The 22,206-nt window shown below is 42.6% G+C and carries 24 protein-coding genes; 15 read left to right on the forward strand and 9 right to left on the reverse strand.

All coding sequences use genetic code 11. The features are described 5' to 3' along the window. Positions 1-21: 21 nt before the first annotated feature. The 4 genes from NAF19_RS12820 to rpmA all read left to right on the forward strand — a co-directional run bounded on the left by NAF19_RS12820 (position 22) and on the right by rpmA (position 1,870). Entirely contained in the window at positions 22-402 is a 381-nt protein-coding gene (locus NAF19_RS12820; protein WP_252790456.1) for a four helix bundle protein, read from the forward strand. A 154-nt stretch (positions 403-556) separates the two neighbouring features. Further along, entirely contained in the window at positions 557-976 is a 420-nt protein-coding gene (locus tag NAF19_RS12825; protein ID WP_252790457.1) for a hypothetical protein, read from the forward strand. A 72-nt stretch (positions 977-1,048) separates the two neighbouring features. Then, a complete protein-coding gene (gene rplU, locus NAF19_RS12830) occupies positions 1,049-1,357 on the forward strand; it encodes a 50S ribosomal protein L21 (protein WP_091374057.1) in 309 nt (102 codons plus the stop codon). Between the two features lie 51 nt (positions 1,358-1,408). Then, complete coding sequence (gene rpmA / locus NAF19_RS12835; RefSeq protein ID WP_252790458.1) at positions 1,409-1,870, forward strand: 50S ribosomal protein L27; 462 nt, start codon at positions 1,409-1,411, stop codon at positions 1,868-1,870. Positions 1,871-2,074: 204 nt separating this feature from the next. Here the strand turns inward: rpmA and NAF19_RS12840 are convergent, their stop codons facing one another. The 5 genes from NAF19_RS12840 to NAF19_RS12860 all read right to left on the reverse strand — a co-directional run bounded on the left by NAF19_RS12840 (position 2,075) and on the right by NAF19_RS12860 (position 6,466). Beyond that, the gene (locus NAF19_RS12840) at positions 2,075-3,748 is read right to left on the reverse strand and encodes a hypothetical protein (RefSeq protein WP_252790459.1); all 1,674 of its coding nucleotides are present in this window, start codon (positions 3,746-3,748) and stop codon (positions 2,075-2,077) included. 70 nt (positions 3,749-3,818) lie between these two features. Then, the gene (rsmD, locus tag NAF19_RS12845; RefSeq protein WP_252790460.1) at positions 3,819-4,352 is read right to left on the reverse strand and encodes a 16S rRNA (guanine(966)-N(2))-methyltransferase RsmD; all 534 of its coding nucleotides are present in this window, start codon (positions 4,350-4,352) and stop codon (positions 3,819-3,821) included. Next, positions 4,328-5,137, reverse strand: a complete 810-nt coding sequence (locus NAF19_RS12850; protein ID WP_252790461.1) for a DUF3822 family protein — start codon at positions 5,135-5,137, stop codon at positions 4,328-4,330. The genes rsmD and NAF19_RS12850 overlap by 25 nt, the downstream gene beginning before the upstream one ends. A gap of 87 nt (positions 5,138-5,224) precedes the next feature. After that, complete coding sequence (locus NAF19_RS12855; protein WP_252790462.1) at positions 5,225-6,217, reverse strand: hypothetical protein; 993 nt, start codon at positions 6,215-6,217, stop codon at positions 5,225-5,227. Between the two features lie 102 nt (positions 6,218-6,319). Next, a complete protein-coding gene (locus tag NAF19_RS12860) occupies positions 6,320-6,466 on the reverse strand; it encodes a hypothetical protein (RefSeq protein WP_252790463.1) in 147 nt (48 codons plus the stop codon). 213 nt (positions 6,467-6,679) lie between these two features. Here NAF19_RS12860 and NAF19_RS12865 point away from each other — a divergent pair, with 213 nt between their 5' ends. After that, positions 6,680-8,098 carry an ATP-dependent DNA helicase gene (locus NAF19_RS12865; protein WP_252790464.1) on the forward strand — a complete coding sequence of 473 codons (1,419 nt, stop codon included), beginning with the start codon at positions 6,680-6,682 and terminating at the stop codon, positions 8,096-8,098. 272 nt (positions 8,099-8,370) lie between these two features. On the opposite strand, the gene NAF19_RS12870 is transcribed toward NAF19_RS12865, so the two are convergent. Next, positions 8,371-9,171 (reverse strand): peptidoglycan recognition protein family protein, encoded by an 801-nt coding sequence (locus NAF19_RS12870; RefSeq protein ID WP_252790465.1) that lies wholly within the window; start codon positions 9,169-9,171, stop codon positions 8,371-8,373. 5 nt (positions 9,172-9,176) lie between these two features. Then, positions 9,177-10,319, reverse strand: a complete 1,143-nt coding sequence (locus tag NAF19_RS12875) for a hypothetical protein (RefSeq protein WP_252790466.1) — start codon at positions 10,317-10,319, stop codon at positions 9,177-9,179. Between the two features lie 240 nt (positions 10,320-10,559). Between NAF19_RS12875 and NAF19_RS12880 the strand changes: the two genes are divergently transcribed. The 5 genes from NAF19_RS12880 to NAF19_RS30765 all read left to right on the forward strand — a co-directional run bounded on the left by NAF19_RS12880 (position 10,560) and on the right by NAF19_RS30765 (position 15,153). Beyond that, positions 10,560-10,739, forward strand: a complete 180-nt coding sequence (locus NAF19_RS12880) for a hypothetical protein (RefSeq protein ID WP_252790467.1) — start codon at positions 10,560-10,562, stop codon at positions 10,737-10,739. A 207-nt stretch (positions 10,740-10,946) separates the two neighbouring features. Then, positions 10,947-13,514 (forward strand): ligand-binding sensor domain-containing protein, encoded by a 2,568-nt coding sequence (locus NAF19_RS12885; protein ID WP_252790468.1) that lies wholly within the window; start codon positions 10,947-10,949, stop codon positions 13,512-13,514. A 2-nt stretch (positions 13,515-13,516) separates the two neighbouring features. Continuing rightward, entirely contained in the window at positions 13,517-14,146 is a 630-nt protein-coding gene (locus NAF19_RS12890) for a response regulator transcription factor (RefSeq protein WP_252790469.1), read from the forward strand. 158 nt (positions 14,147-14,304) lie between these two features. Continuing rightward, complete coding sequence (locus NAF19_RS12895; RefSeq protein WP_252790470.1) at positions 14,305-14,997, forward strand: AraC family transcriptional regulator; 693 nt, start codon at positions 14,305-14,307, stop codon at positions 14,995-14,997. Positions 14,998-15,003: 6 nt separating this feature from the next. Continuing rightward, positions 15,004-15,153: a helix-turn-helix domain-containing protein gene (locus NAF19_RS30765; protein ID WP_370362878.1), complete on the forward strand. Its 150-nt coding sequence runs from the start codon at positions 15,004-15,006 to the stop codon at positions 15,151-15,153. A 69-nt stretch (positions 15,154-15,222) separates the two neighbouring features. Here the strand turns inward: NAF19_RS30765 and NAF19_RS12900 are convergent, their stop codons facing one another. Together NAF19_RS12900 and NAF19_RS12905 are read right to left on the reverse strand one after the other, a co-directional pair. Further along, complete coding sequence (locus NAF19_RS12900; protein WP_252790471.1) at positions 15,223-15,804, reverse strand: nucleotidyltransferase family protein; 582 nt, start codon at positions 15,802-15,804, stop codon at positions 15,223-15,225. Positions 15,805-15,811: 7 nt separating this feature from the next. Further along, positions 15,812-16,981 carry an XdhC family protein gene (locus NAF19_RS12905; RefSeq protein WP_252790472.1) on the reverse strand — a complete coding sequence of 390 codons (1,170 nt, stop codon included), beginning with the start codon at positions 16,979-16,981 and terminating at the stop codon, positions 15,812-15,814. A 208-nt stretch (positions 16,982-17,189) separates the two neighbouring features. Here NAF19_RS12905 and moaA point away from each other — a divergent pair, with 208 nt between their 5' ends. The 5 genes from moaA to NAF19_RS12930 all read left to right on the forward strand — a co-directional run bounded on the left by moaA (position 17,190) and on the right by NAF19_RS12930 (position 22,203). Beyond that, positions 17,190-18,179: a GTP 3',8-cyclase MoaA gene (moaA, locus tag NAF19_RS12910; protein WP_252790473.1), complete on the forward strand. Its 990-nt coding sequence runs from the start codon at positions 17,190-17,192 to the stop codon at positions 18,177-18,179. Positions 18,180-18,205: 26 nt separating this feature from the next. Further along, the gene (locus NAF19_RS12915) at positions 18,206-19,399 is read left to right on the forward strand and encodes a molybdopterin molybdotransferase MoeA (RefSeq protein ID WP_252790474.1); all 1,194 of its coding nucleotides are present in this window, start codon (positions 18,206-18,208) and stop codon (positions 19,397-19,399) included. A gap of 131 nt (positions 19,400-19,530) precedes the next feature. After that, complete coding sequence (gene moaC / locus NAF19_RS12920) at positions 19,531-20,001, forward strand: cyclic pyranopterin monophosphate synthase MoaC (RefSeq protein ID WP_252790475.1); 471 nt, start codon at positions 19,531-19,533, stop codon at positions 19,999-20,001. Next, positions 19,961-21,148, forward strand: coding sequence for an NTP transferase domain-containing protein (locus tag NAF19_RS12925; RefSeq protein ID WP_252790476.1), 1,188 nt, complete (start codon positions 19,961-19,963; stop codon positions 21,146-21,148). The genes moaC and NAF19_RS12925 overlap by 41 nt, the downstream gene beginning before the upstream one ends. Continuing rightward, entirely contained in the window at positions 21,145-22,203 is a 1,059-nt protein-coding gene (locus tag NAF19_RS12930) for a HesA/MoeB/ThiF family protein (protein ID WP_252790477.1), read from the forward strand. The genes NAF19_RS12925 and NAF19_RS12930 overlap by 4 nt, the downstream gene beginning before the upstream one ends. The last annotated feature ends 3 nt before the right edge of the window (positions 22,204-22,206 follow it).

The following is a 22,206-nucleotide window of genomic DNA, read 5'->3' on the forward strand; positions in this document are numbered from 1 at the left end:
ATATTAACAAATTAATACATTATGAATGAGAATAGTTCTAAAGTCGATTTTGCGGAAATATTGCGCAATCGCACTAAGAAATTTGTGGTTGATAATATTAAGTTCTTTCGCACTTTACCAAAGACCGAGGAAGCAAAAATCATTGGCAGACAATTATTGCGGTCTTCATCATCAGTAGGAGCGAACTACCGTGCAGCCTGTCGTGCAAGGTCACAAGCCGAATTTCATTCCAAGCTATCCATTGTAGTTGAGGAAGCCGATGAATCAGTATTTTGGATGGAAATTTTGGTCGAAGCGCAAGTTGTGAAATCATCGGAACTTAACTGTTTATCAGGTGAAGCAAACCAAATTCTACAAATTGCATCAGCATCAAGAAAAACTGTATCATCAAAAAATAGATAACTTTTCAATTCATGAATTATTTCATTAAATCACTAATTCACCAAATCACTAATTCACTAACTGCTTAAATATGTCTGACAAGGCGAAAAAAATATTCTTTACTTTAACAATTGTTGTTCCGTTCCTATTGTACTGCGTTTACTATTATAGCCATATGATAAAAAATGCGCCGTACAAGTTTAGCGAGTTTAAATCATTTGTGTTTAAATATGGCACCAGCGATAGTATGGTAAATACGTATAACTCTGCAACCGGCGATTATCAATACCTGAATCGTAAAGACTCGCTAGTAAAGACTAATTTGCCGCTGCATAGCAGCGATTTGCTTTACCTGCACCGAAAAGCGGCCGAGCTTGGCTTCTGGGATTTTCCGGTACAGGAACTGGGCGATAGCAGCAAAATTAAAGGGAAGCCGTTACGCTATTATATAGAATTTAACTATCAGCGCAAAAGTAAAAAGGTGTGGTTTGATGAATCATTTGACCGTGACCTGAAGCTGAAAGATGCCAATGAGACCTTTATTAAGGAAATACAGCGTGTTTTAGGCGAAGCAGAAGAAAAGAATAAAAAGTAATTGAGGTGTTGTTTATTGCGATATGAATTCCTATATTTGCACCTCGAATTTTAAAACAATAATTAACAAACAATGTACGCAATAGTAAGTATAGCCGGACAGCAATTTAAAGTTGCAAAAGACCAGCAGATCTTTGTACACAGATTACAGGGTGATGAGGGCGCTAGTATTGAATTTGACAACGTATTGTTAGCTGAAAACGAAGGTAAATTTAAATTAGGTTCTGATTTAAAAAGTGCTAAAGTTTCTGCTAAGATAGTGTCTCATTTAAAAGGTGATAAAGTAATTATCTTCAAAAAGAAAAGAAGGAAAGGTTACAAAAAGAAAAACGGTCACCGTCAGCAATTTACCAAGATAGAGATCACTGGTATAACATTATAATTAAAGTTTAATCGAATCCGCCAGCTGGTGGATCATAAAAAATATTAAGAAATGGCACACAAAAAAGGGGCCGGTAGTTCCAGAAACGGCCGCGAGTCACATAGCAAACGTTTAGGTATCAAGATATTTGGTGGTCAACCGGCAATTGCAGGTAACATCATCGTTCGTCAGCGTGGTACAAAACACAACCCAGGCCTGAATGTAGGTATTGGCAGAGACCACACCTTATTCGCTTTGGCTGAAGGTATTGTAACATTCAAAAAGAAAGCAGACAACCGTTCATACGTATCTGTATTGCCTTTGGAAGTTGCGCCTGTTGCAGAAGATGCAGCGCCCGCACCAAAAGTAAAAGCAGAGAAAAAAGTTGTTGAAGCAAAAGCACCAGTAGCAGAAGCTGCACCGGTTGAAGCAACTGTTGTTGAAGAAGCTCCCGTAGCTGAAGAAGCTCCGAAAAAGAAAGCAGCCCCAAAAAAGAAAGCTGCTGACGCTGAAGAAGCTCCTGCCGCCGAGTAATCAACGAACCGTAAACATATTTTAAAGCCCGGATTTAGTAATAAGTCCGGGCTTTTTGTATTTAACCTCGTAGAGACGCGATGTTTCGCGTCTTAAACGATGCAGTTCTGAGCGTGTTTTATTAAAGCGACGTTATCGGTTACCTGTCAACGGGAGACGCGAAGCATCGCGTCTCTACAAAGGAAATGTCAATATGTGGGGGTGTTATAATTTCGTTGATGTGCTATCTTTCTTCAGCCCGAACGACATTAGCGTAAACGAACTGTTTTTAAATATCACTTTGTTATCGGCAAAAGATGGCGCTTTAAACCTTGCATAGTCTTTATTGGTTAACAAAACTATGCTCACATTATAATGCTGGAATAACTTTGCAGCATTTGCCGGGGCAGATGTGCTCAAATAACTTAGCATAGCGTTTCTGTCGCTTTCTCGCTGATCATAACTGATGTATGGATTTGAGAAATAGGTTTCAACAGAAACCATTTTAATAGCCGTAGGCATCACCGGAAACAATGACAAATCGTGTTCACAGAGCAATACGTTATTAAGCGGTACATTTTTGCTGATAAAATTGTAGATCTCTATTTTGTCTTTTTCATTACCCTTATCGATAGCTGCCTGCCTTAGGTCTGAAAAATCGTACCGGTTGCTGTATACCGGGAAATAGATTACTGCAAATAACAGCGATATACCGATAAAAACATTAGTTGAAATTGTGCCACTATTTTTTGTTTTACCTGCGCCTATCACCCTTTTATAAACCAATTGCAATAAAAAGATAAACCCAAAAGCGAAGAAAACAGACTGCAGCGCCTTTAAGTAAAAAAAGTAATGAAATGCCGGAATAGTATCAGGAAGGTGAATAATATTTAAGCGGTTTAATGTGGGGATCACCGATTCATACAGGTACATTATCATCGTAATAGCCAGCCAGTTAAACAGTATTTTTCTAATAATTCCGTTTTCGAATTTTAAATAGAACCAAATAACACCAACAATCGCGACCAACAGACTGACGTTGAGGTTTGCTTTTAGCAGTGCTACCGATTGTTTTCTTTCAAAAATGCCGGGTGCACATTCCAGGATTGCACGGTTAACAAAATGGAAATCATATTTACCCCATACGAAATAAAGAAACGGAAATGCGCACAATAAAAATGGTATGGCTGTAATAACACCTTGTAAGATGTATCTTGTTACCTGGTTGTATTCTTTAGCTTTAAGAGCCGCAATTGTATTTTGTAATTGTAGTATTACCAGCAACAGGATAACGATAATGGTTGGCGCCGAATGGCCAAGAAAAGTTATACCAATGGAGGCCCCAAGCGCAATAAACCAGCCCATTTGCTGAGTGGAATACGCTTTGAAGCAAAGGATTATGTTTATGTAAAATAAAAACTGTACAAACGAATCGGATATGAGCCATGGGGAATAAGTGGCCGAACCCCAACATGGTAAATTGCCATTTGTAAAAAATAAGAAAGCAAGTAACCCTGCCAGCGCCACCCTGTAATCGAATAGCTTAATCATCATTACAAGGAAGGCAATCGGGCTCAGTATATTTATAAACGCACCCGCCCTTGCCACTACAACATTAATTGGCAAACCGGTAAGTTTTACAATAAGCGTTTCGGATAAAAATAATAGGGGGTTATACCACATGTACTGGCCGGCGTAATTAGCATCCTGCCCGTAGTTGCCATTTAGGGTTGTTCGGATATATGCGATGTCACGATCAAAATCGGGCTCGCTGGCCCAGTGCAAGTCGTGTATTGTTCTGTAGCATTGTACAAGTGCGGCAATAATCATAACAATGCATGCTAACCAGTACTTGGTATTATCTTTGGGTGGCATGCTGCTGGAATCGGCTCTAATCATTAGGGGGAATGATATTTAAATGTATTTAGTGTGTGTTCTTTATACTACTAAAATTGCCTTTAAGTTACACTTAATTGTTGAAAAACGAAAAAGAAGAATGCCCATATTTGCGCTGCTCACTAAACGCCGGGTGATTGCTTAAATTTTGCATTGATTGATGTTCAACAATCAATAAACCGCCAGGCGACAGCAAGTTTTTCTCGAAAACTATTTTGGGAATCTCCGGAATTTGGTTCATATCATAAGGGGGATCGGCAAATATTAAGTCGTACTGGTCGGTTTCCAGCTGCAGGTATTTAAAAACATCGTCCTTGAAAGTTTTAATATTAGTTAAACCGTGCTGGCGGGCAGTATCTTTAAGATAATGCACACATTGGATGCTTCTGTCAACAGATATCACCTGCGCAGCTCCCCGCGAGGCAAACTCCATTGATATGTTTCCGGTGCCGCTAAACAGGTCAAGCACGCGGATGTCTTCAAATTCAATTTTATTTTGGAGGATATTGAAAAGCGCTTCTTTGGCCAAATCAGTAGTTGGACGCACGGGCAGGTTTTTCGCCGGATTCAGCCTTAACCCCCTTAAACGGCCACCGATGATCCGCATAACGATAAAGCAGCCAGTGACAGCAATTTATGTGATTGAATTTGACCGGGAAGTTCGAGCACTTTTAATCCGTTACGTTCAATTTTTGGGAAAAAGTAAGCGAGGCGTATAAGGTTCTTATCGCCGGCGGCAACATCACCACTGATAACAAGCGTAATGTTTTGGGGTTTTAAGTTGAGTTCTTCGGTAACAAATGAAGCGAAATAGGCCAGTTCATCCTCACTTCTAAAATCAAAAGTGTTATAAAAACGAAGTGTTTTCAACGAAAAATAAAGCAATTGCACTTTATCTTTACTTACATCAAGGTATAAATTGTTATTTGGCGGGTTGCTGTTAGCGATAGCTTTTATCCACCCTTTAGCTGTATAAACCGCATTTTGAAGTCCAAATCTTTCAACTGCCGATATAAGGCCGGCGTCAGTTTTATAAATTATGGCGTTAATATCGTCGAGCGGTTGAGCGAAAACTTTTTCGTTTTCTTTAACATCAAGGAAACGTGCAAAGCCCGAAACCCTTTCCTCGCGGAACAGGCTGTTAGGAATAAGCGTCAGACCTGAAGCCGGCATACCGATGATGACCTTTTTGTAAGTGGCCGACAATAAATCGTTCAGGGCCATTGGCTGAAAAAGCTCCTGCAGATCGCAGTTTTGTGCCGAAACCAGCAAGTGCGTATCATTTACAACCGCATAGCTAAATGAGGTTGGCTCAACCTGTAGCAATAGGGTGTAGCTATAAGCCTGGTACAGGTTAAAAGTGTTATCGGTATAATTGTTAGTGTCGCTCATGCAGATAAGCAAAAGTAATTATTTTTTATCATTTGCTATCTGCAATATTAACGAGGGATCGCTTTATTAAATATTAGTGGTATTTAGTTATTGTGTGGCAACCGGCGGATTTACGCACAATGGAACTGAACTAACATTAGTGTAAACTTCGCTAGCGCCGCTAATTGCTGCGGTTTGTTTGTTTTTTGTGAAATAGCGGGTTATCACTGGCTGATACGAATTTTCGAGCACATAAGTTATTAAAAGAATAACAGGTAAACTAACCAGCAGATACACCGTTACGTTGTGAATGAGTATTGAAAAAACAAAAAGGACAGTATAATGGGTAATATACAACGGATAGGAATATTTCCCCATAAAGCTGCCCGATCTGTTGATGAAACCTACAACTTTGTCTTTTATTTTTAACACATCAATAAGATAACCTACACCCATATAAACATAGGCAAGCGTACTGTATACTATTGCGTTTTTTAAGGGCATATACCTGATTGTAAGCGCTATGATAACAAAAATGGTATGTGCAATCATCACATAACCCAGTTTGATTTTTTTTCCTGACGGTGGCAATTGCAAGCAGTACCTGAAGAACGGTATGCAGAATATTGAGAAGATAAAATATTTGAGCGGGTCGTAAAAATTTGGCGAAAATTGCATACGTGAAATTAACGGCAATATGCCCAGGCTAAAAAGCACGGTATATTTTTCCGCATAGAAATAGTCGCGGTATTGGTAAATATAATATCCAACAAGCCACACTGATGAAAATGCAAATACGGCTACAATGTGGGTAAACACATCGCGATCGGTCCTTAAAAAATAAATGGGTATAGCAATAAGCGACATAGCAAACCAGCACAGTAAAGCTTTCTTTTGATTGCGGCCAATAGTAAAGGCAAACAATACATAGAAGCCAACTTCGAATGATAATGACCAAACCGGGAGGTTACTTTGGATACTTGGAACCACGTAGCCCATGTAATCTTTCATGGTGCTCACGAAAAAGAAATTACCAATAGTGGTTTTTACAGAAGGAAAGGCAGTGCCTGTAATATACAGCGCCAAAAATGCGAGCAGCATACCCACAATAAACTGCGGGTAAATGCGGGTGAACCTGTTTTTTGCAAATGCCAGGGCAGACTTTGGCTTCCTGCTTTCGGTAAGATTAATTACAAGGCCTGATCACATGAAGAACATAATTAATGCATCGGTACCCCAGTAGGCGGTAAGGTGGGTAGGGTGTCCGGTTGGCGCAAGGAATGCAATATGCCAGCCTAAGATAAATACTGTTGAGATGCCCCTGAGAAATTCGAGGTAAATTTTTTTCATGTTTTTTGACAGGCAGGCTGTAATGGTAAACCGTAAATAGTCCACTCTCAACCAGCTACCCCCACTTTTACGAAATGAGGAACTATTTGTTACGCTTTTTAATTTTTTTGAACCGCAGGCGGCGAGCGCGCACGTGGTTTTATTTTAGCCCAAGGGGGAATTGTTGTACAAGCTCAATTATTCATAAATTTACCCCTGTCAACTCTCAACTTAATGTCTGCTCATATTCAAAACGCATTTCCGCATGATCCTACGCCACAGCAGTTAGAGCTTTTTGACAAATTGCATGCTTTTTTGCTGAGCGAAGATGGCGACGAGTGCTTTATTTTGAAGGGCTATGCCGGTACCGGGAAAACCACCATTTTAGGCGCGCTGACAAAGGCTTTACGGGCCTATAATTTTAAGTATGTGCTGCTGGCCCCAACGGGTAGGGCTGCTAAAGTAATTACGGCTTACTCGGGACGCAAGGCATTCACTATTCATAAAAAAATCTACCGGAAAAAAGCTGCTTTTAATGTTGATGAGGGATTTTCGATTGGGGAAAACATAGCTGAAAATACCTTATTTATTGTTGACGAGGCATCCATGATCTCGGATGATATTGGGGTGGGGAACAAGGCATCGTTGTTGTTCGACCTTGTGAACTATACCTACAACACTAAAAATTGCAAGTTAATGCTGGTTGGCGACACGGCCCAGTTGCCGCCGGTAGGCTCGGATGATAGCCCAGCCCTTAACCCCAAACTGATGAAGGATAGGTTTGGGCTTGATATTTACAGCTATGAACTAACTGATGTATTGCGCCAGCAAAAAGATTCAGGTATTTTGTTCAATGTAACCAAGGTGAGGGACATCATCAGGCGGGGAAAGGAAAAGATGCCGCAGATAATTACAAAGGGTTATAAAGATGTTTACCGGATGGGGGGCGAGATGCTGGAGGAAGGGCTTAACTACGCCTACAACAAATACGGTAACGATAATACGCTGGTTATTTGCCGGTCGAATAAAAACGCCAATGCCTACAACCGGCAGATTCGCAACCGTATTTTATATCGCGAAGAAGAGCTGACCGGCGGCGACCAGGTGATGGTTGTGAAAAACAATTATTTCTGGATGGCGGAAAAGGAGGACAGCAGTACCGGCTTTATTGCCAATGGTGACATTGCCCGCATAAAAAAGGTTCGCCGTTTTGAAGATATGTACGGGTTTAGATTTGCCGATGTGCAAATGGAGTTTATAGATTATGCCGAAGACCCTGTTATTGATTGCAAAATAATGCTCGACACGCTGTACACGGAAGCCCCAGCCTTATTACAGGATGAGCAAAAACGCTTTTATCTTGAAGTGATGAAAGATTACGACCATATACCTGCCAAACGCGATAAATGGAAGGAACTAAAAACTAATCCCTACTACAACGCGTTGCAAATAAAGTTTGCCTATGCGATAACCTGCCACAAAGCCCAGGGCGGCCAATGGGACGCCGTTTTTGTTGACCAGGGTTTTTTAACCGACGAAATGGTAAATACCGATTTTTTGCGCTGGTTTTATACCGCTTGTACCAGGGCAGTGAATGAATTGTACCTGGTTAATTTTAACAAGCAGTTTTTTGTAAAGGGAGAGGAGGATTAAGGATTAGTCCTGAGTCTTTTGTTCTTAACCTTGAAGCTCCAAGGACATTCATCCGGGTCCAAACCTTTAAAGCGTTCAATTTTTGCACGCGGAACACCCGGAACGCTATGGAACATGCTGAATATCAGAATGTTTAAATTTTTTAAAAAAGTCAGAATCTTAGTTTATCTATAAATGACGACGGGTACGCGGTTGAAAACTATTTGCTTTGAAAAAACAAAACCCGGGATAAACCGGGTTCTGCCAACATATATCTCATAACCGGTTTAATATCACGGATCAATCATAGCCCATGTTTTCGGGCCTACAATGCCATCGCCAACTGCGCCATGTTTAATTTGAAATGCCCGTATTGCCGCTTCGGTTTTTGGGCCGAAATCACCATCGGCAGTTAAGCCAAGTTTGGTTTGTACAATTTTTACAAGGGCGGGGTCATTAGCCAGGCCACGCCGCAGAGTTGCGCGTGCAGGCTTATCACCGGCTGCCGGTGTTTCTACCGGTATAAGCACAGGATTGGCAGCGGTACCATCTAATATTTTCCCGACTGCCGCACGAAATTCGTCCATATCAAAGTTAGGGTCGGTTTTGCGGCCTTTGGGTAGTGCATATTCTTTGTGCCCGGCGCAAAACTCGGGGCCTTTTCCAATATGTTTTAATATAGCTGCTACACCGCGATGATAGGCTTCGATCTGCACGGCTGGCCACGGTGAATCGTCGCGGCCGCCGGTATTTTCAGCTTCAATGCCTATAAAACTGCTGTTGCCGCTGGTTATGCCCTGCCAGGAGCCTTCGCCTGCGTGGTAGCACCTGCCGGCAGCAACAACGTAATAGGTGCCATCGCGCCCCAATCCCAGTTGCGACAATGGGCCCTGCAGATCTGGCCTGCCCTTTATTAGCGTGTTAAGGGTCGGCATATTACCGCTGTTTTTACCAGGTGTTGCCGTGTGGTGGCAAAGTACACCTTTAACAGAACCCATATCGCCGTGGCCCCGTGTTTCCCAGCCCGGTGATTCTGCTACTTTTAATCCTGCGTTTATCAAAACGTAGGGTAACCATGTTAATGAAAATGCCATATTTTTTACATTCCTCCTTTTGATGCGGGTAAATCTTCGTCGTTAGTTAATTGTATAGGGTCGGCTTCGCAGCCATCGGGTTCTGTTGTATTGGTCTCCGCGGGTATTACGCCGGTTGTCGGTTGTGGTGCTGGGTTTATGTATACTACCTGTGGCTGCGGTTTCTGCGGGTCGCGCGAAGCCTCTTCGCCGCTTTTTTCATGTGGCTTAACGGTTGAGCGGATAATCATCACCTTGTTTAACATATCAAACCAAAACGGCGCGCCCAAAGTAGCAGCAAAAGCGGTAAGCAACCACCCTAACAGCGGGCCTAAAAGGCCGTTCCAAAACCCAAAAGGTGCCTTGGAATTTAATTCAGCAGCGGCAAGGGAACCGTCCCACCCTATAGGCAGCTTTAAATCGTTAAGTTCGGTTTTTGCGCTGTTGTAATCTTTGTTTTTGAAGGTGCTGTCTTTCGAAATCACTGAGGCCCTTTCAACCACAATCTTCCGGGCTGTGTCATTCTGCGACAGATATTTGACAATGCTTATGGTATTTACATTAAGTAACACGGTTACTGCCAGCGCTATCCAAAAAATAATCCACTGGGTTGAGCGTTTGTACCAGCCCGACACCCTGTCCATGCCGCTATTAAACCAGTCCTCAATATTCTTTTGCGCTTTATTCAGGTCGCCTTGTGCATTGTCAATAGCGTTTAACAATATGCGCTGAACAGGCAGGTTATCCATAGCGGCTACATTGTTGCGCATTGTTTCGAGGTTTATTACCGCTGCGCCTGCCGAGGAGTTATTGGCATTGGTTGGGGCGCCGTTTGCGGCAATATCCATTAATGCCATTGCGAAGTTTTTTGCCGGGATATACGATGGCAGATCACCACCTTTCGACAGTAAATCAGGGTCGGTTGTCTGTTTGCCTGCTACATAACTTCCATTAAAAAGCCCGTTAATTAATGGGTGCTGGTAAAGGGAGGCAGCAAGGCCGTTGCCATCCAAATCGTGCAGTAGCTGGCGTATGCCTTGTTCGAGGTAAGCGGCGCGGGTTTTAAAACGCGACTCAATTCCTTCACGCACAGCCGTACAAATAGTGCTCACCAGGATGTATACAAATATTATCCCAATGGCAACCTCTAAAATGTTTGATCCGAACATATAGGTTTTATTAAGTGATTAGGAAGCGAGTTAGGTTGTTTTAATTATGGGACTATAAATATCAGATAAAATATAAATATTAACAAATATTAAAGTATTTTTTTGGGTGTTGCCCGCTTATCGTTTTTTGGACGGCTATATCATATATTAATCACCCTATTAGGGTGATTTGTTATTATATTAGTTTAGCGTAATTTGAACCTGGTTAAGGTAGCCCGTAACCGTTACTAAATAATTGACTTGAATAAGCTAATACACAATATATCCCGCTCAATAATTTACATTTTGGCGCCCTGGCTGATGCTTGCATGCGATAATGCTTCGGCGCAAAAGTATGCCTTTGCACACTACGATACGGGAGATGGGCTGATACAATCGCAGGTAAATAATTTTTACCAGGATAACAGCCACCGGCTATGAATAGCAACCCTGGGTGGCATTTGCCGGTTTGATGGCAGCGATTACTACACCATATCGAAAGCCAACGGCCTTGCAAATAATTTTGCCTTTGTTGTTTATGCCGATTCGAAGGGAACTGCCTGGGTTGGTACTAACAAAGGTCTGTCGTCAATTAAAAAACAAACCGTTTATAATTACCCGGTTCCTGCTCAGGCCAACAAAGCTTTTGTGAGCAACATTGCCGAAGAAAAAAGTGGAGCTATCTGGGTGATAATGAGCAACCATTTGTACAGGGTAAACGGCAGGAAATTAGAAACTGTTAATTTGCCTGATAGCCTGGACGTGCCGGTTAGTAGTATCACCACCGACAAAGCAGGCAGCCTGTACGCAGCCTTTGTGGGTAAAGGAATATACAAACTGGATAGTGACAAATGGAACCTGATCGCGCCTGTTAACGGCGACATAGGCAGGTCTCTTATATTTAAAATACAATTCGATAAGTTTAATGGTAAAAGGCTCTTCTTGCTTACGGTTAAGGGTTTATTTGTTGCTATGGACGGCGCTATAGCCCTATGCCCTGATTTTAATATCGATAAAAACGAAGGTCCATTTATTAGCTTTGAGCAGGACTACGAGAATAATTTATGGATAGGTACCCAACGGGGTGCCTGGTTTATCAGCAAACAAAAAACAATCCACTTTACAGCGGCGAACGGGTTGACTAATATCGCCGTATCAGATATTTATTGCGACGGAGAGCACAACCTTTGGCTGGGTACGCAGGGCAGTGGTATGTACAGATACGAAGGTGCTGGTCATGTTATGTACGACCAGCTGCAAAATGCAAACGCAACCCAGGTAGTAATGAGTATTGCCCGTGATAGGCAGCATAATATTTTATTAGGTACAGCGGGCAACGGCCTGATTAAGTACAGCAATGGCGTGCTGAGTAACTTTTGGATGCCTGCAACAAACGCCGGGACCGCAATTATACAAAGCCTATATACCGACAACGATAAAAACGTGTGGATTGGCACCGACCATCTTGGAATATGGAAATACGATGGCGCGGCTTTTAGCTTGATAAAAGGTACGGAAACAAGATCGATCAACTATATAACTACTGATGATGATAAAACCTTGTGGATAGCAACCCCGCAAGGGGTCTATTACTATCAAAACAACAGCATGACTTATTTACAGGATGTTTCGTCATTCACGTCGGCGATATTGCCATTGGGAAAAGATTCGGTTTTGGTGGGCACACAGGATGGGTTAAAGCTCGTTGTAAATAAAAAACTGGATACCCGGTTTAAACCGGGTGTTTTGCCCGAACTGTCAGTTATGTGTATGTTGCGTTACCAGGATAAAATATTACTTGGTACCGACGATGGCGGGCTATATGTTTGGGACAGGCAAAACGGGTTAGTTAAAAATTACACGATAAAAGATGGTTTTAATGCAAACACTATTTACAGCCTCACCGCCGATAACAGAGACGGTGTTTGGGTGGGGACAGGCCGTGGCATAAACAGGCTTACCTTTAAACCCGGCAGCATGGCATGTGTAATAAGCCATGCAGGTATATCAAAAGATTTAATGGTTGAAACCAACCAGAATGCCAGTTTTTACGATGCAGACAAGGTTTTTTTTGGTACTGTAAAAGGGCTGGCAGTTTTAAATACTAACGATGGTGTTGTACGCGAAAATGCGCCTCATATATTGATACAGGCTGTAAAACTATTGGTTGAAGGCGAGAAAGAAACACAATTAGTAAACAATAACCCCAATGACTATTTAAAACTATCGGCCGGCCAGAACCACCTTTTAATAACATTTAAGGGGGTATATTTAAAAAAGCCGGAGGGGGTAACTTATCAATACCGGCTCACTGGTCTGGAACAACAGTTTAGTACGCCGGTGAACAGTGATGTAGTGGATTACCCGTCGTTACCGCCAGGGAAATACACGTTTGAGGTTAAAGCCCTTAGCCCCGAAGAGAAAATCTCTTCGAACGTTGCAATGTTTAAGTTTGAAATTACCCCGCCGTTTTACCAGCAGCCGATATTCAGGGTGTTGGGCGTGCTGGTGTTGGTTTTAATTGGCTTTGCGCTTCAATACTTTGTGCATAGGGCTCAAACAAATAAAAAATTGGCTCATGAAGCATTAAAGCGAGAAGAAAAGCAAAAGCTACGGCAACAAACTGCTGAAGATTTTCATGACGACCTTGGCAACAAACTAACCCGCATTACTGTGCTTTCGGACGTATTGCACACCAAACTGGACGATAACAATACCGAGCAGAAAAACCTTGTGGAACAGATACAGCAAAATGCAGTAGCTTTATACAACGGTACTAAAGATATACTTTGGGCGCTTGACCCCAAAAGCGACAATTTGTATGAAACACTTGTGCACATAAGAGAGACCGGGGTCGAGATGTTCCAGGATGTAAACATTAACTTTAGTTTTGAGGGAATTGCCGACAACTTCAGTCAAATGCGGCTTCCGATGGAATATAGTCGTAATATTACTATGATTTTTAAGGAACTGTTAACCAACATACTTAAACATGCCGGCGCCCATAACGTTGTTATTACTGTTGAGCAACCGGTTAAAAACCGCCTCTCAATAAGAATTACTGATGACGGGAAAGGATTTGACGAACACAAATTAAAGCGCGGGCACGGCCTTGTAAACATAAAGGCAAGGGCAGCACGTATTGATGCGATGTTTTCTATAAAAGGCGATTCAGGCAACGGTGCTATCGCCGAATTACAAGTTAAACTGGTATAGTTATGACAAACAGGAATATATTGGTAAGCATAATTGAAGATGATGATACAATACGCAGCGGGTATTCATTTTTGATAGGAAATACCGAAGGGTATGAAGTAGTGTCGTCATACAGCTCATATGACGCCGCTGCACATAAAATTGCAAGTGATAAGCCCGATGTTATCTTGCTTGATATTGAAATGCCCGGTACTAACGGCGTCGACGCCATACCACGGTTAAAGAAACTTTTGCCGCATGCCCATGTATTGATATTAACGGTTTACGAGTCGGAGAAGCTGATATTTGAGGCGCTTGCAAATGGCGCATCAGGCTATTTGACCAAAAATACGCCGTCGGCTAAAATTATTGCCTCGATAAAAGAGGTTAAAGAAGGAGGAGGGCCAATGAGTATTAATATTGCTAAAATGGTAATCAGGTCGTTTCAGAAAAACCAGGAATCGCCACTCTCAAAACGTGAAACCCAAATACTTGAAGAAATAAGCGTGGGGAAAAGCCGCAGCCAGATAGCCAATGAATTGTTTATTGACCTGGAAACTGTGCGGAGCCATATCAAAAATATCTACCTTAAACTCAATGTAAACTCGCGTGCCGACGCCATAAAAACCGCCCGGGAAAACCGGCTCATTTAATCTACGTTGGGCTGTTGAAGTCTTATTCACACGGCGTGCAACCGCACTTTTTATAAAAATTCACCCTATTGGGGTGATACCATAGCATTTTTTATAAAGCTAAATTTGATATGTGCTGATAGCTGATATTACTGCTCTGCATGTTAGGCAAAAGTGTTATGGAATATTTAAAAGTTTTAAAAAATAACAATATCATATACAGCGGGACCCGCAATCACAAATGCCCGCAACAGCAAACGGCCGACTTTACTATGCGGTTTGTGTTTTCGGGCAATGAAAATTATAGCATAGGGCGCCGGAACCTTACAATTTATCCCGATTCGTTCCTGGTATTAAACAAGGGGACACAATATTCCAGCATAATTGATTGCCCGTTCCCGGTTCACGCATTTTCAATAAGTTTCGACAAGAAGTTTATCGACGGTTTTATAAACAACAATGAGCCGCTGGAGCCGTTTTACGGCAACAGCCAGGATTTTGAATTTAATGAAACCATATATCCATTAAAGGGTGATATGTTTTTCAATGTAAAACAGCTAAAATATCACCTGGATAACGGGATAGATGATGAAAACCTTATAAATGAATACCTCGGTCAATGCCTTATCAGCTATTTCAAAATTTATAATGAAGAAATATCCCAAAAAACCGGGCAGCTTAATTTTTTTCACGAAAGCACGCGGGTTGAAATATTGCGCCGGTTAAATCGGGCCAAAGAATACCTGTACACCAATTATAACCGCAATATTGGCCTTGATGAACTGGCCGAGTATTCGTGTTTGTCGGTTAATCACCTTTTACGCACTTTTAAACAGGCTTTTAATTTAACGCCACACCAATTTTTAATTTAACTACGGTTGCAACGCGCGCAGGTGTTGCTGCGAAATACAAACTATCCTGTAGGCGAAGTAGTAAACCTCATAGGGTTTGAGTGCCCCAGCTCCTTCATAAGGCTTTTTCGTGAGCATTTTCAAACCACCCCGCTTAAGTACAGGCAAACTGCCTGATTTAATAAGGAACGAAGCGCCTAGCTAAAAAACGATGCCAGCATTTGGTCGTTAGTAGTCGATTTTAACTCAGGAAAAGTCCTTCAGCCGCTCAAAATCTTCTTTTGTATCTATATCGATACTGCCCAACACAAATGGCACAGTGGTTATGTTCACCTCGTGTTTTAGCATCAGTTGTTTGGCACCTTCGTTACCTTTTAGTAAAAACAATTCCGGAAAGTAATGACTGTCGAAAAGTACCGGGGGGCCAACCGCTTTGTCATATGCGCAGGCCGTGATACTTTTAGGGCCGCTTACGGCAATAAGCTGTAGCAAAAGCTCTGTCGTTACGAACGGCTGGTCGCACAACATTAATATTATCGACGAAATTTTTGCATGGTTTGTTTGCAAATGGGCGATGCCAGCACGGATAGATGAGGACATGCCTTCACTCCAGGCTCTATTATAGGCTACTTCGACTGGCAGTTTTTCGATGGTCGGCAGGATTATATCACTATTTGCGCCCAAAACAACAATAACAGGTTGGCAACCGGTAGCCAAAGCGATTTCTATATTTCGCTGTAACAGGGTTTTGTTTTGATAAACTAAATTCTGTTTTGGTGTGCCAAACCTGCTTGACGAACCCGCCGCCAGGATAACGATCCCTGTCATTTTTTATTTAGTTTTTTGCTTCTTCGGCCGTAGCGGTTTGCTGCATAACCGGCTTAATGTGCCTGGTATGTACCGCCTTTTTATCTCTTAATGAGTTAATTGTTTTTTTGTTTAATACGGCCTGTATCTCTGCAATAATTGACAATGCAATTTCGTCCGAATTTTCAGAGCCGATATCAATTCCTGCCGGGCCGAAAATACTTTCCAATTGGTCGTTTGTCACATTAATCCCTTCTTCCTTCAATTCATCCAGCATTCTTTGCAATCTTTTTTTAGGGCCCAATGACGCCACGTAAGGCAATTTTAAAGGTAACAGCTGCCTTAGCATCGCCATGTCATAGTTGTAATTGTGGGTCATCAATATCATTGCGGTCCGGTCATCCAAAACAATATTTGCAAGTGTTTTGTCTGGCTTGGCGATAACGATTTTTTTTACCTGAGGAAAGCGCTCTGGCACTGCGTAATTCGCCCTTCCATCAACCAAAGTTACCTGCCAGCCTAACACCGAAGCAAACTGAACTACAGGAATAGCATCGTTGCCCGCCCCAAAAATCACCAGTGAAACAGTTGGCTGCAAAAGCTCAATAAAACAGGTATATCCATTGCCGTAAACATAGGTTTTAGTTACCGAGTTTCCATTTTTAAGCACGTCTACAGCATCTGCAAACACCGCATCTTTAATTTCTTCGTCAACAATATTCCCCTGCGTGGTTTCATCAGCTTTCATCAATAAACAGGTACCGGGCTGCGGGGCCTGCCTGTCGGCAAGTGAAAACATGGTAACCAGCACAACGGGCTCCCTTTTGCTCAAAAACCGTTTAAACAAGGTGATAGGGGAGTTTTCTTTAGCCGCGAATATAGGTTCAATAAGAATATGGATTATACCGTTACACCCCAGACCCACACCAAACTTGGCATCGTCGTCGTCGGTGGTATCATAAGTAACCAGCATGGGTTTGCTTTGCGCCATGGCCAGCCGCGCTTTTCGCAGGGCGTCACCTTCCAGACAGCCCCCGCTTATAGCACCCGTAAGCTGCCCGTCTTCGCTAACCAGCATGCGCGCGCCTGCCCGCCTGTACGACGAACCCTCAACCAGTACAACTGTTGCCAGCGCTGTTTGTCTGCTGGCTGCGTTTGCTTTATCGAATGCGTTAATAATATCGTTTAGTTCTTTCAATGCCGATGGTTAGATAAACAAATATAATGCAATGGGTTAAAATTAGTGTTATCGGCACTTTTAAATGTGCTTTTGTAAATAATATGTTATTTAACACATAAAAAGTACAATTAACAAACAATAGGCTAACTTGTATTATTTACCTTTACAAAAGCATCGTACAATAAAATATTGGCGAAGTTGTATTAACATTTTAAAACTTTATTGCTTGTTAACAGATAATCACGGACGGAAAATTAATTACCTGCGCCTTGCGGTGACAGACCGCTGCAACCTGCGCTGTTTTTATTGCATGCCCGAGGATGGTTTGAACTGGCTGTCGCGTGCGCAGTTAATGACGTACGAAGAAATGCTGCAAACCTGCGCGCTCTTAGTTGGAATGGGTATCGAAAAAATACGCATTACCGGGGGGGAACCATTTGTACGCAAGGATATAATGAAGCTTTTAACGGCTATATCAAAACTCGATGGATTAAAGGAGCTAACGCTTACAACCAACGGTGTTTTGACAGCGCCGCACGTAAGTGAGCTGAAGCAGATTGGCGTAAAATCGGTGAATTTAAGTTTGGATACGCTTGATGCCGGTCGTTTCTTTAGCATAACTAAGCGCGACGAATTTGCCAATGTGATGGCAACTATGGACGAACTGTTGAAGCATGATATAGAGGTGAAAATAAATGCAGTGGTGATGGATGGCAAAAATACACAGGATATTCTTCCTTTGGTTGAGCTGACAAAAGAACTGCCTGTAAGCGTCCGTTTTATTGAGGAGATGCCTTTTAATGGCAATGGCCATGTATACTCGGGTATTAAATGGGACTACGTGCGCATTTTGGACGAGATAAAAACTGCTTATCCTGGTATTGTTAAATTGGAAGACCCGGAATATTCAACTTCATATAATTACCAGGTTCCGGGCTATTTAGGAAGCGTTGGCATAATTGCCGCTTATTCACGTACCTTTTGCGGTACCTGCAACCGTATACGTATTACCCCGGAAGGTGAGCTAAAAACCTGCCTGTATGATAATGGCGTGTTGAATATCAAAGACCAGTTGCGTGCCGGAATTAGCGAAATTGACTTGAAAACTATGCTGCTTACTACATTTAATACCCGAGCCAAAGATGGCTGGGAAGCAGAGCAATTACGGACCGAAAACGTAAGAATACATGAATCAATGGCCACCATTGGTGGTTAATAGTTTAACATTACAAAGCCGGTGCTATGATAACTGTTGAGGAAGCCGAAAAAATAATACTTGCACAGGCAACGGATTATGGTGCTGAAATTATCCCGTTTGAGCTGGCCCTTGGCAGGGTATTGGCCGAAAATATAAAAGCCGACCGCGACCTGCCGCCATTTAACCGGGTAACCATGGATGGCATTGCTGTGAACTATGATGCTGTTGCAGATGGTATAAGCACTTTTAAGATAAAAGCCACCCAAGCCGCCGGAGATGAACCGGTTGAAATAGAAGAGAATGACGAGTGCGTAGAGATAATGACCGGGGCAATGCTGCCTGCATCGGCCGATACGATAATCCGCTATGAGGATCTGTCGCTTCGTGCCGGTTTGGCAACGCTTGTAACGCAGGAGATAAAACGCGGGCAGAATATCCACTATAAAGGCAAAGATAAAAAGCATAACGACCAGGTGGCCGGCATTGGCCAGGTAATAACCCCGGCGCTCATCAGTATGGTTGCCTCGGTGGGCGAGACCGAGTTAAGAGTGAAAAAGCTGCCCCGGGTAGTTATTATTTCTTCGGGCGATGAACTGGTTGAAGTTGATCAAATCCCGTCGCCATACCAAATACGGCGATCGAACAATTACACAGTAAAAGCAGTTTTAAAACAGCACAATATAGAGGCCAATATGCTGCATTTGCCGGATGATCCTGATGTTATAAAAAAACAATTAAAAACCTGCCTTGAAAATTATGATGTGTTGTTACTTAGCGGCGGCATATCAATGGGCAAGTTTGACTATATGCCAAAAGCGTTGGAAGAACTGCATGTGGAGTCTTTGTTTTATAAGGTGCAGCAACGCCCCGGAAAGCCGTTTTGGTTTGGCAAGCACAACAAAGGGCCGCTGGTTTTTGCGTTCCCCGGTAACCCTGTAGCTACGTTTATGTGCCTCCACCGCTATTTTTTGCCATGGTTAAATGCATCGGTAGGGAAGGAGCCGCAAATAACAATGCGGGCTGTATTAAATAACCGGGTAAGCTTTCATCACCCATTGAAATATTTTTTGCAGGTAAAACTACATCAAAACGAACACTGCCAGTTGGTAGCTACCCCGGTTGAAGGCAATGGCTCAGGCGATTTTGCTAACCTGACGGATACTGATGCGTTTATGGAGCTGCCTGCGCAGCGCAATGAGTTTAAAAAGGGAGAGGTTTTTAAGATATATACTTTTTAGTTTTGAACCTTGATTAAAGGATTTTAGAATTTCCCGATGCTTTAAAGTTAGTAAAGTTTAATCAAAGCAAATTAACATTCAGACAAAATCGGTGAAATCACAAAGTAATCGGTGCAATCAAAATATTAAAAATGCTAACGCACATAGATAATAAAGGCAACCCTACAATGGTAGATGTATCTGTTAAACAGGTTACACACCGCACAGCAACGGCGCGTAGTATTGTATCTCTTCCCGCTGAAGTGTTGGAGTATTTAGCCAATGATGATATACAAACCAAAAAGGGTTCCGTATTTCAGACGGCTATAATTGCCGGTATTATGGCGGCAAAAAAAACAGGTGATCTGATCCCGCTTTGCCATCCACTGGGTTTGGACAACTGTAAAATAGAGATCGGCTTTAATGAAAAACAAGAAGTGGTTATTGATTGTACTGCAAGCATCACTGCTAAAACCGGAGTAGAGATGGAAGCCCTGGTTGGCGCCTCAATAGCTGCTTTAACCGTTTACGATATGTGCAAGGCTATGAGCCATGATATAATAATAAAGGAAACGAAGCTAATTGAAAAATCAGGGGGGAAACGTGATTTCAAAAGAGCATAGCAAACATACGGCCCTTGTTAGGCCCGCATTCGGAACGTTTAACCGCAAAGAGTGGGCAATTGTTGGCGCACCCTGCACCAATATTAAATTATTGGCCGGCCAGGTTATCAGCGCCTTATCGGTGAATTACAAATGCGCTTATGTTGATACCACGCACAACGACCACGTTGTTCAATTACCGGGCAAACTGGCTTCGGGTGCTGTATTCGAATATACCGACGAAATTAATTACCGCCAACTGAATTACAGCGCTGACTTTAACAGCTTTACACTACGGGAAACATTTGCAGCAGCCGATTTGGTAATAGCAAATGGCAACCATCATCAATGCAAAGCGCAGGTGGTTATCATCAGCGAAAATAAAAGGGCATCGCTACAAAAAAGAATAGACCAGCTTACCAATGTACAACTATTGCTGCTGGCCGATGGTACCGATGATGTTTTCGACTTTATTAAAGATGCAATACCAAACTGGCAGCAACTGCCGCTTTACCAGGTTAGTGACATTGAAAACATCGTTGCTTTTTTTAACGCGCAAATGGAAAAAGCTAAGCCGGTGTTAAACGGATTGGTATTGGCGGGCGGCAAAAGCCAGCGCATGGGTTTTGATAAAGGCGAAGTTAACTGGCACGGCAAGGCCCAACGTTACCACATGGCCGACATGCTGAAAGCGTTTTGTAGCGATGTTTACATTTCATGCCGTGCAGACCAACAACAGGAAATTGACGCTTCTTATACGAGCCTCCCGGATACTTTTACGGGCCTTGGTCCCTATGGCGCTATATTATCTGCATTTAGAGAAAAACCAGACAGCGCCTGGTTGGTTATAGCATCAGATTTACCGCTGATGGACGAACCCGCATTACAATATTTGACAGATAACCGCAACCCTTCATCTGTTGCTACGGCTTACAACAGTCCGCAAATTGAGTTTCCTGAGCCATTGATAACTATTTGGGAGCCAAAGAGCTATCCAGTGCTGTTGTCTTTTTTGGCGCAGGGTTATTCGTGTCCCCGCAAGGTTTTGATAAATAACGATGTTACACTTTTAAACGCACAGAACCCAGACGTGCTTACCAATGTTAATACACCCGATGAACTGGAACGGATAAAAAAAGTTCTTCATCAAAAAATAGCTGCCGAATGAATCCCGAATTTTTACGATACAGCTGCCAGATAGCTTTGCCCGGTTTTAGCGAACAAAGCCAACATCAATTACAAAACGCCAGGGTACTGGTGGTTGGAGCAGGAGGACTTGGCTGCCCGGCTGCCCAATATTTAACAAGCGCTGGCATAGGCACCATCGGAATCGCCGATTTTGATATTGTATCAGAAAGTAACCTGCACCGCCAGGTATTATATGGCCCGGCGGATTTTGGCTTAAAAAAAGTTGCAGTGGCCTGCGAACGCTTACAAAAACAAAACCCGGATGTGAAATTAGTGCCACACGATGTAAGGATAACTTCGCAAAATGTAATGGAGCTGATTGCCGGGTACGATATAATAGTTGATGGAACTGATAATTTTGAAACACGTTACCTTTTGAATGATGCCGCAGTGCTAAGAGGGATACCTGTGGTTTATGGCGCTATTTACCAGTTTGAGGGCCAGGCAGCGGTTTGGAACTATAAATGCCCAAATGGCAAACTATCGCCCAATTACCGCGACCTTTTCCCTAGCGTAAACGCTGCCCAAATTCCCAATTGTGCTGAAGGCGGTGTAATACCCACCCTTGCCGGGATAATAGGTTGCATACAGGCAAACGAGGTAATTAAATATATTACCCAAACCGGCGAACTGCTGGCCGGGAAGATCCTGGTTTTTGACGCACAAACCATGCAAAGCCGGGTCATAAAAATTGGTGAGGCAACCCAAACCCATATAACAAAGCTGGTAGAAACGATGGTGATCCCAACGCTAACGTCTGATGAATTAAAAAATGATTTAGCGCAAAGTGCGGTCAAGCTAATTGATGTGAGAACAGAGGAGGAACGCGAAGAATTTAACATAGGCGGAGAACACATCCCCATAGCTGACGTTCTTGCTAATGTAGATGCTATTGCTCAAAACAATAAAACAGTTTTCTATTGCACAACAGGTAAACGCAGCACCGAAGCGGTGAAAATCGTCAAAAATAAATACCCGGATGCAAATGTGTTTTCGTTAGAGGGCGGAACACGATTGATAGATTGGAACGATTAGCAG

Source organism: Mucilaginibacter flavidus, from assembly GCF_024055575.1.
Classification (GTDB): Bacteria; Bacteroidota; Bacteroidia; order Sphingobacteriales; family Sphingobacteriaceae; genus Mucilaginibacter; species Mucilaginibacter flavidus.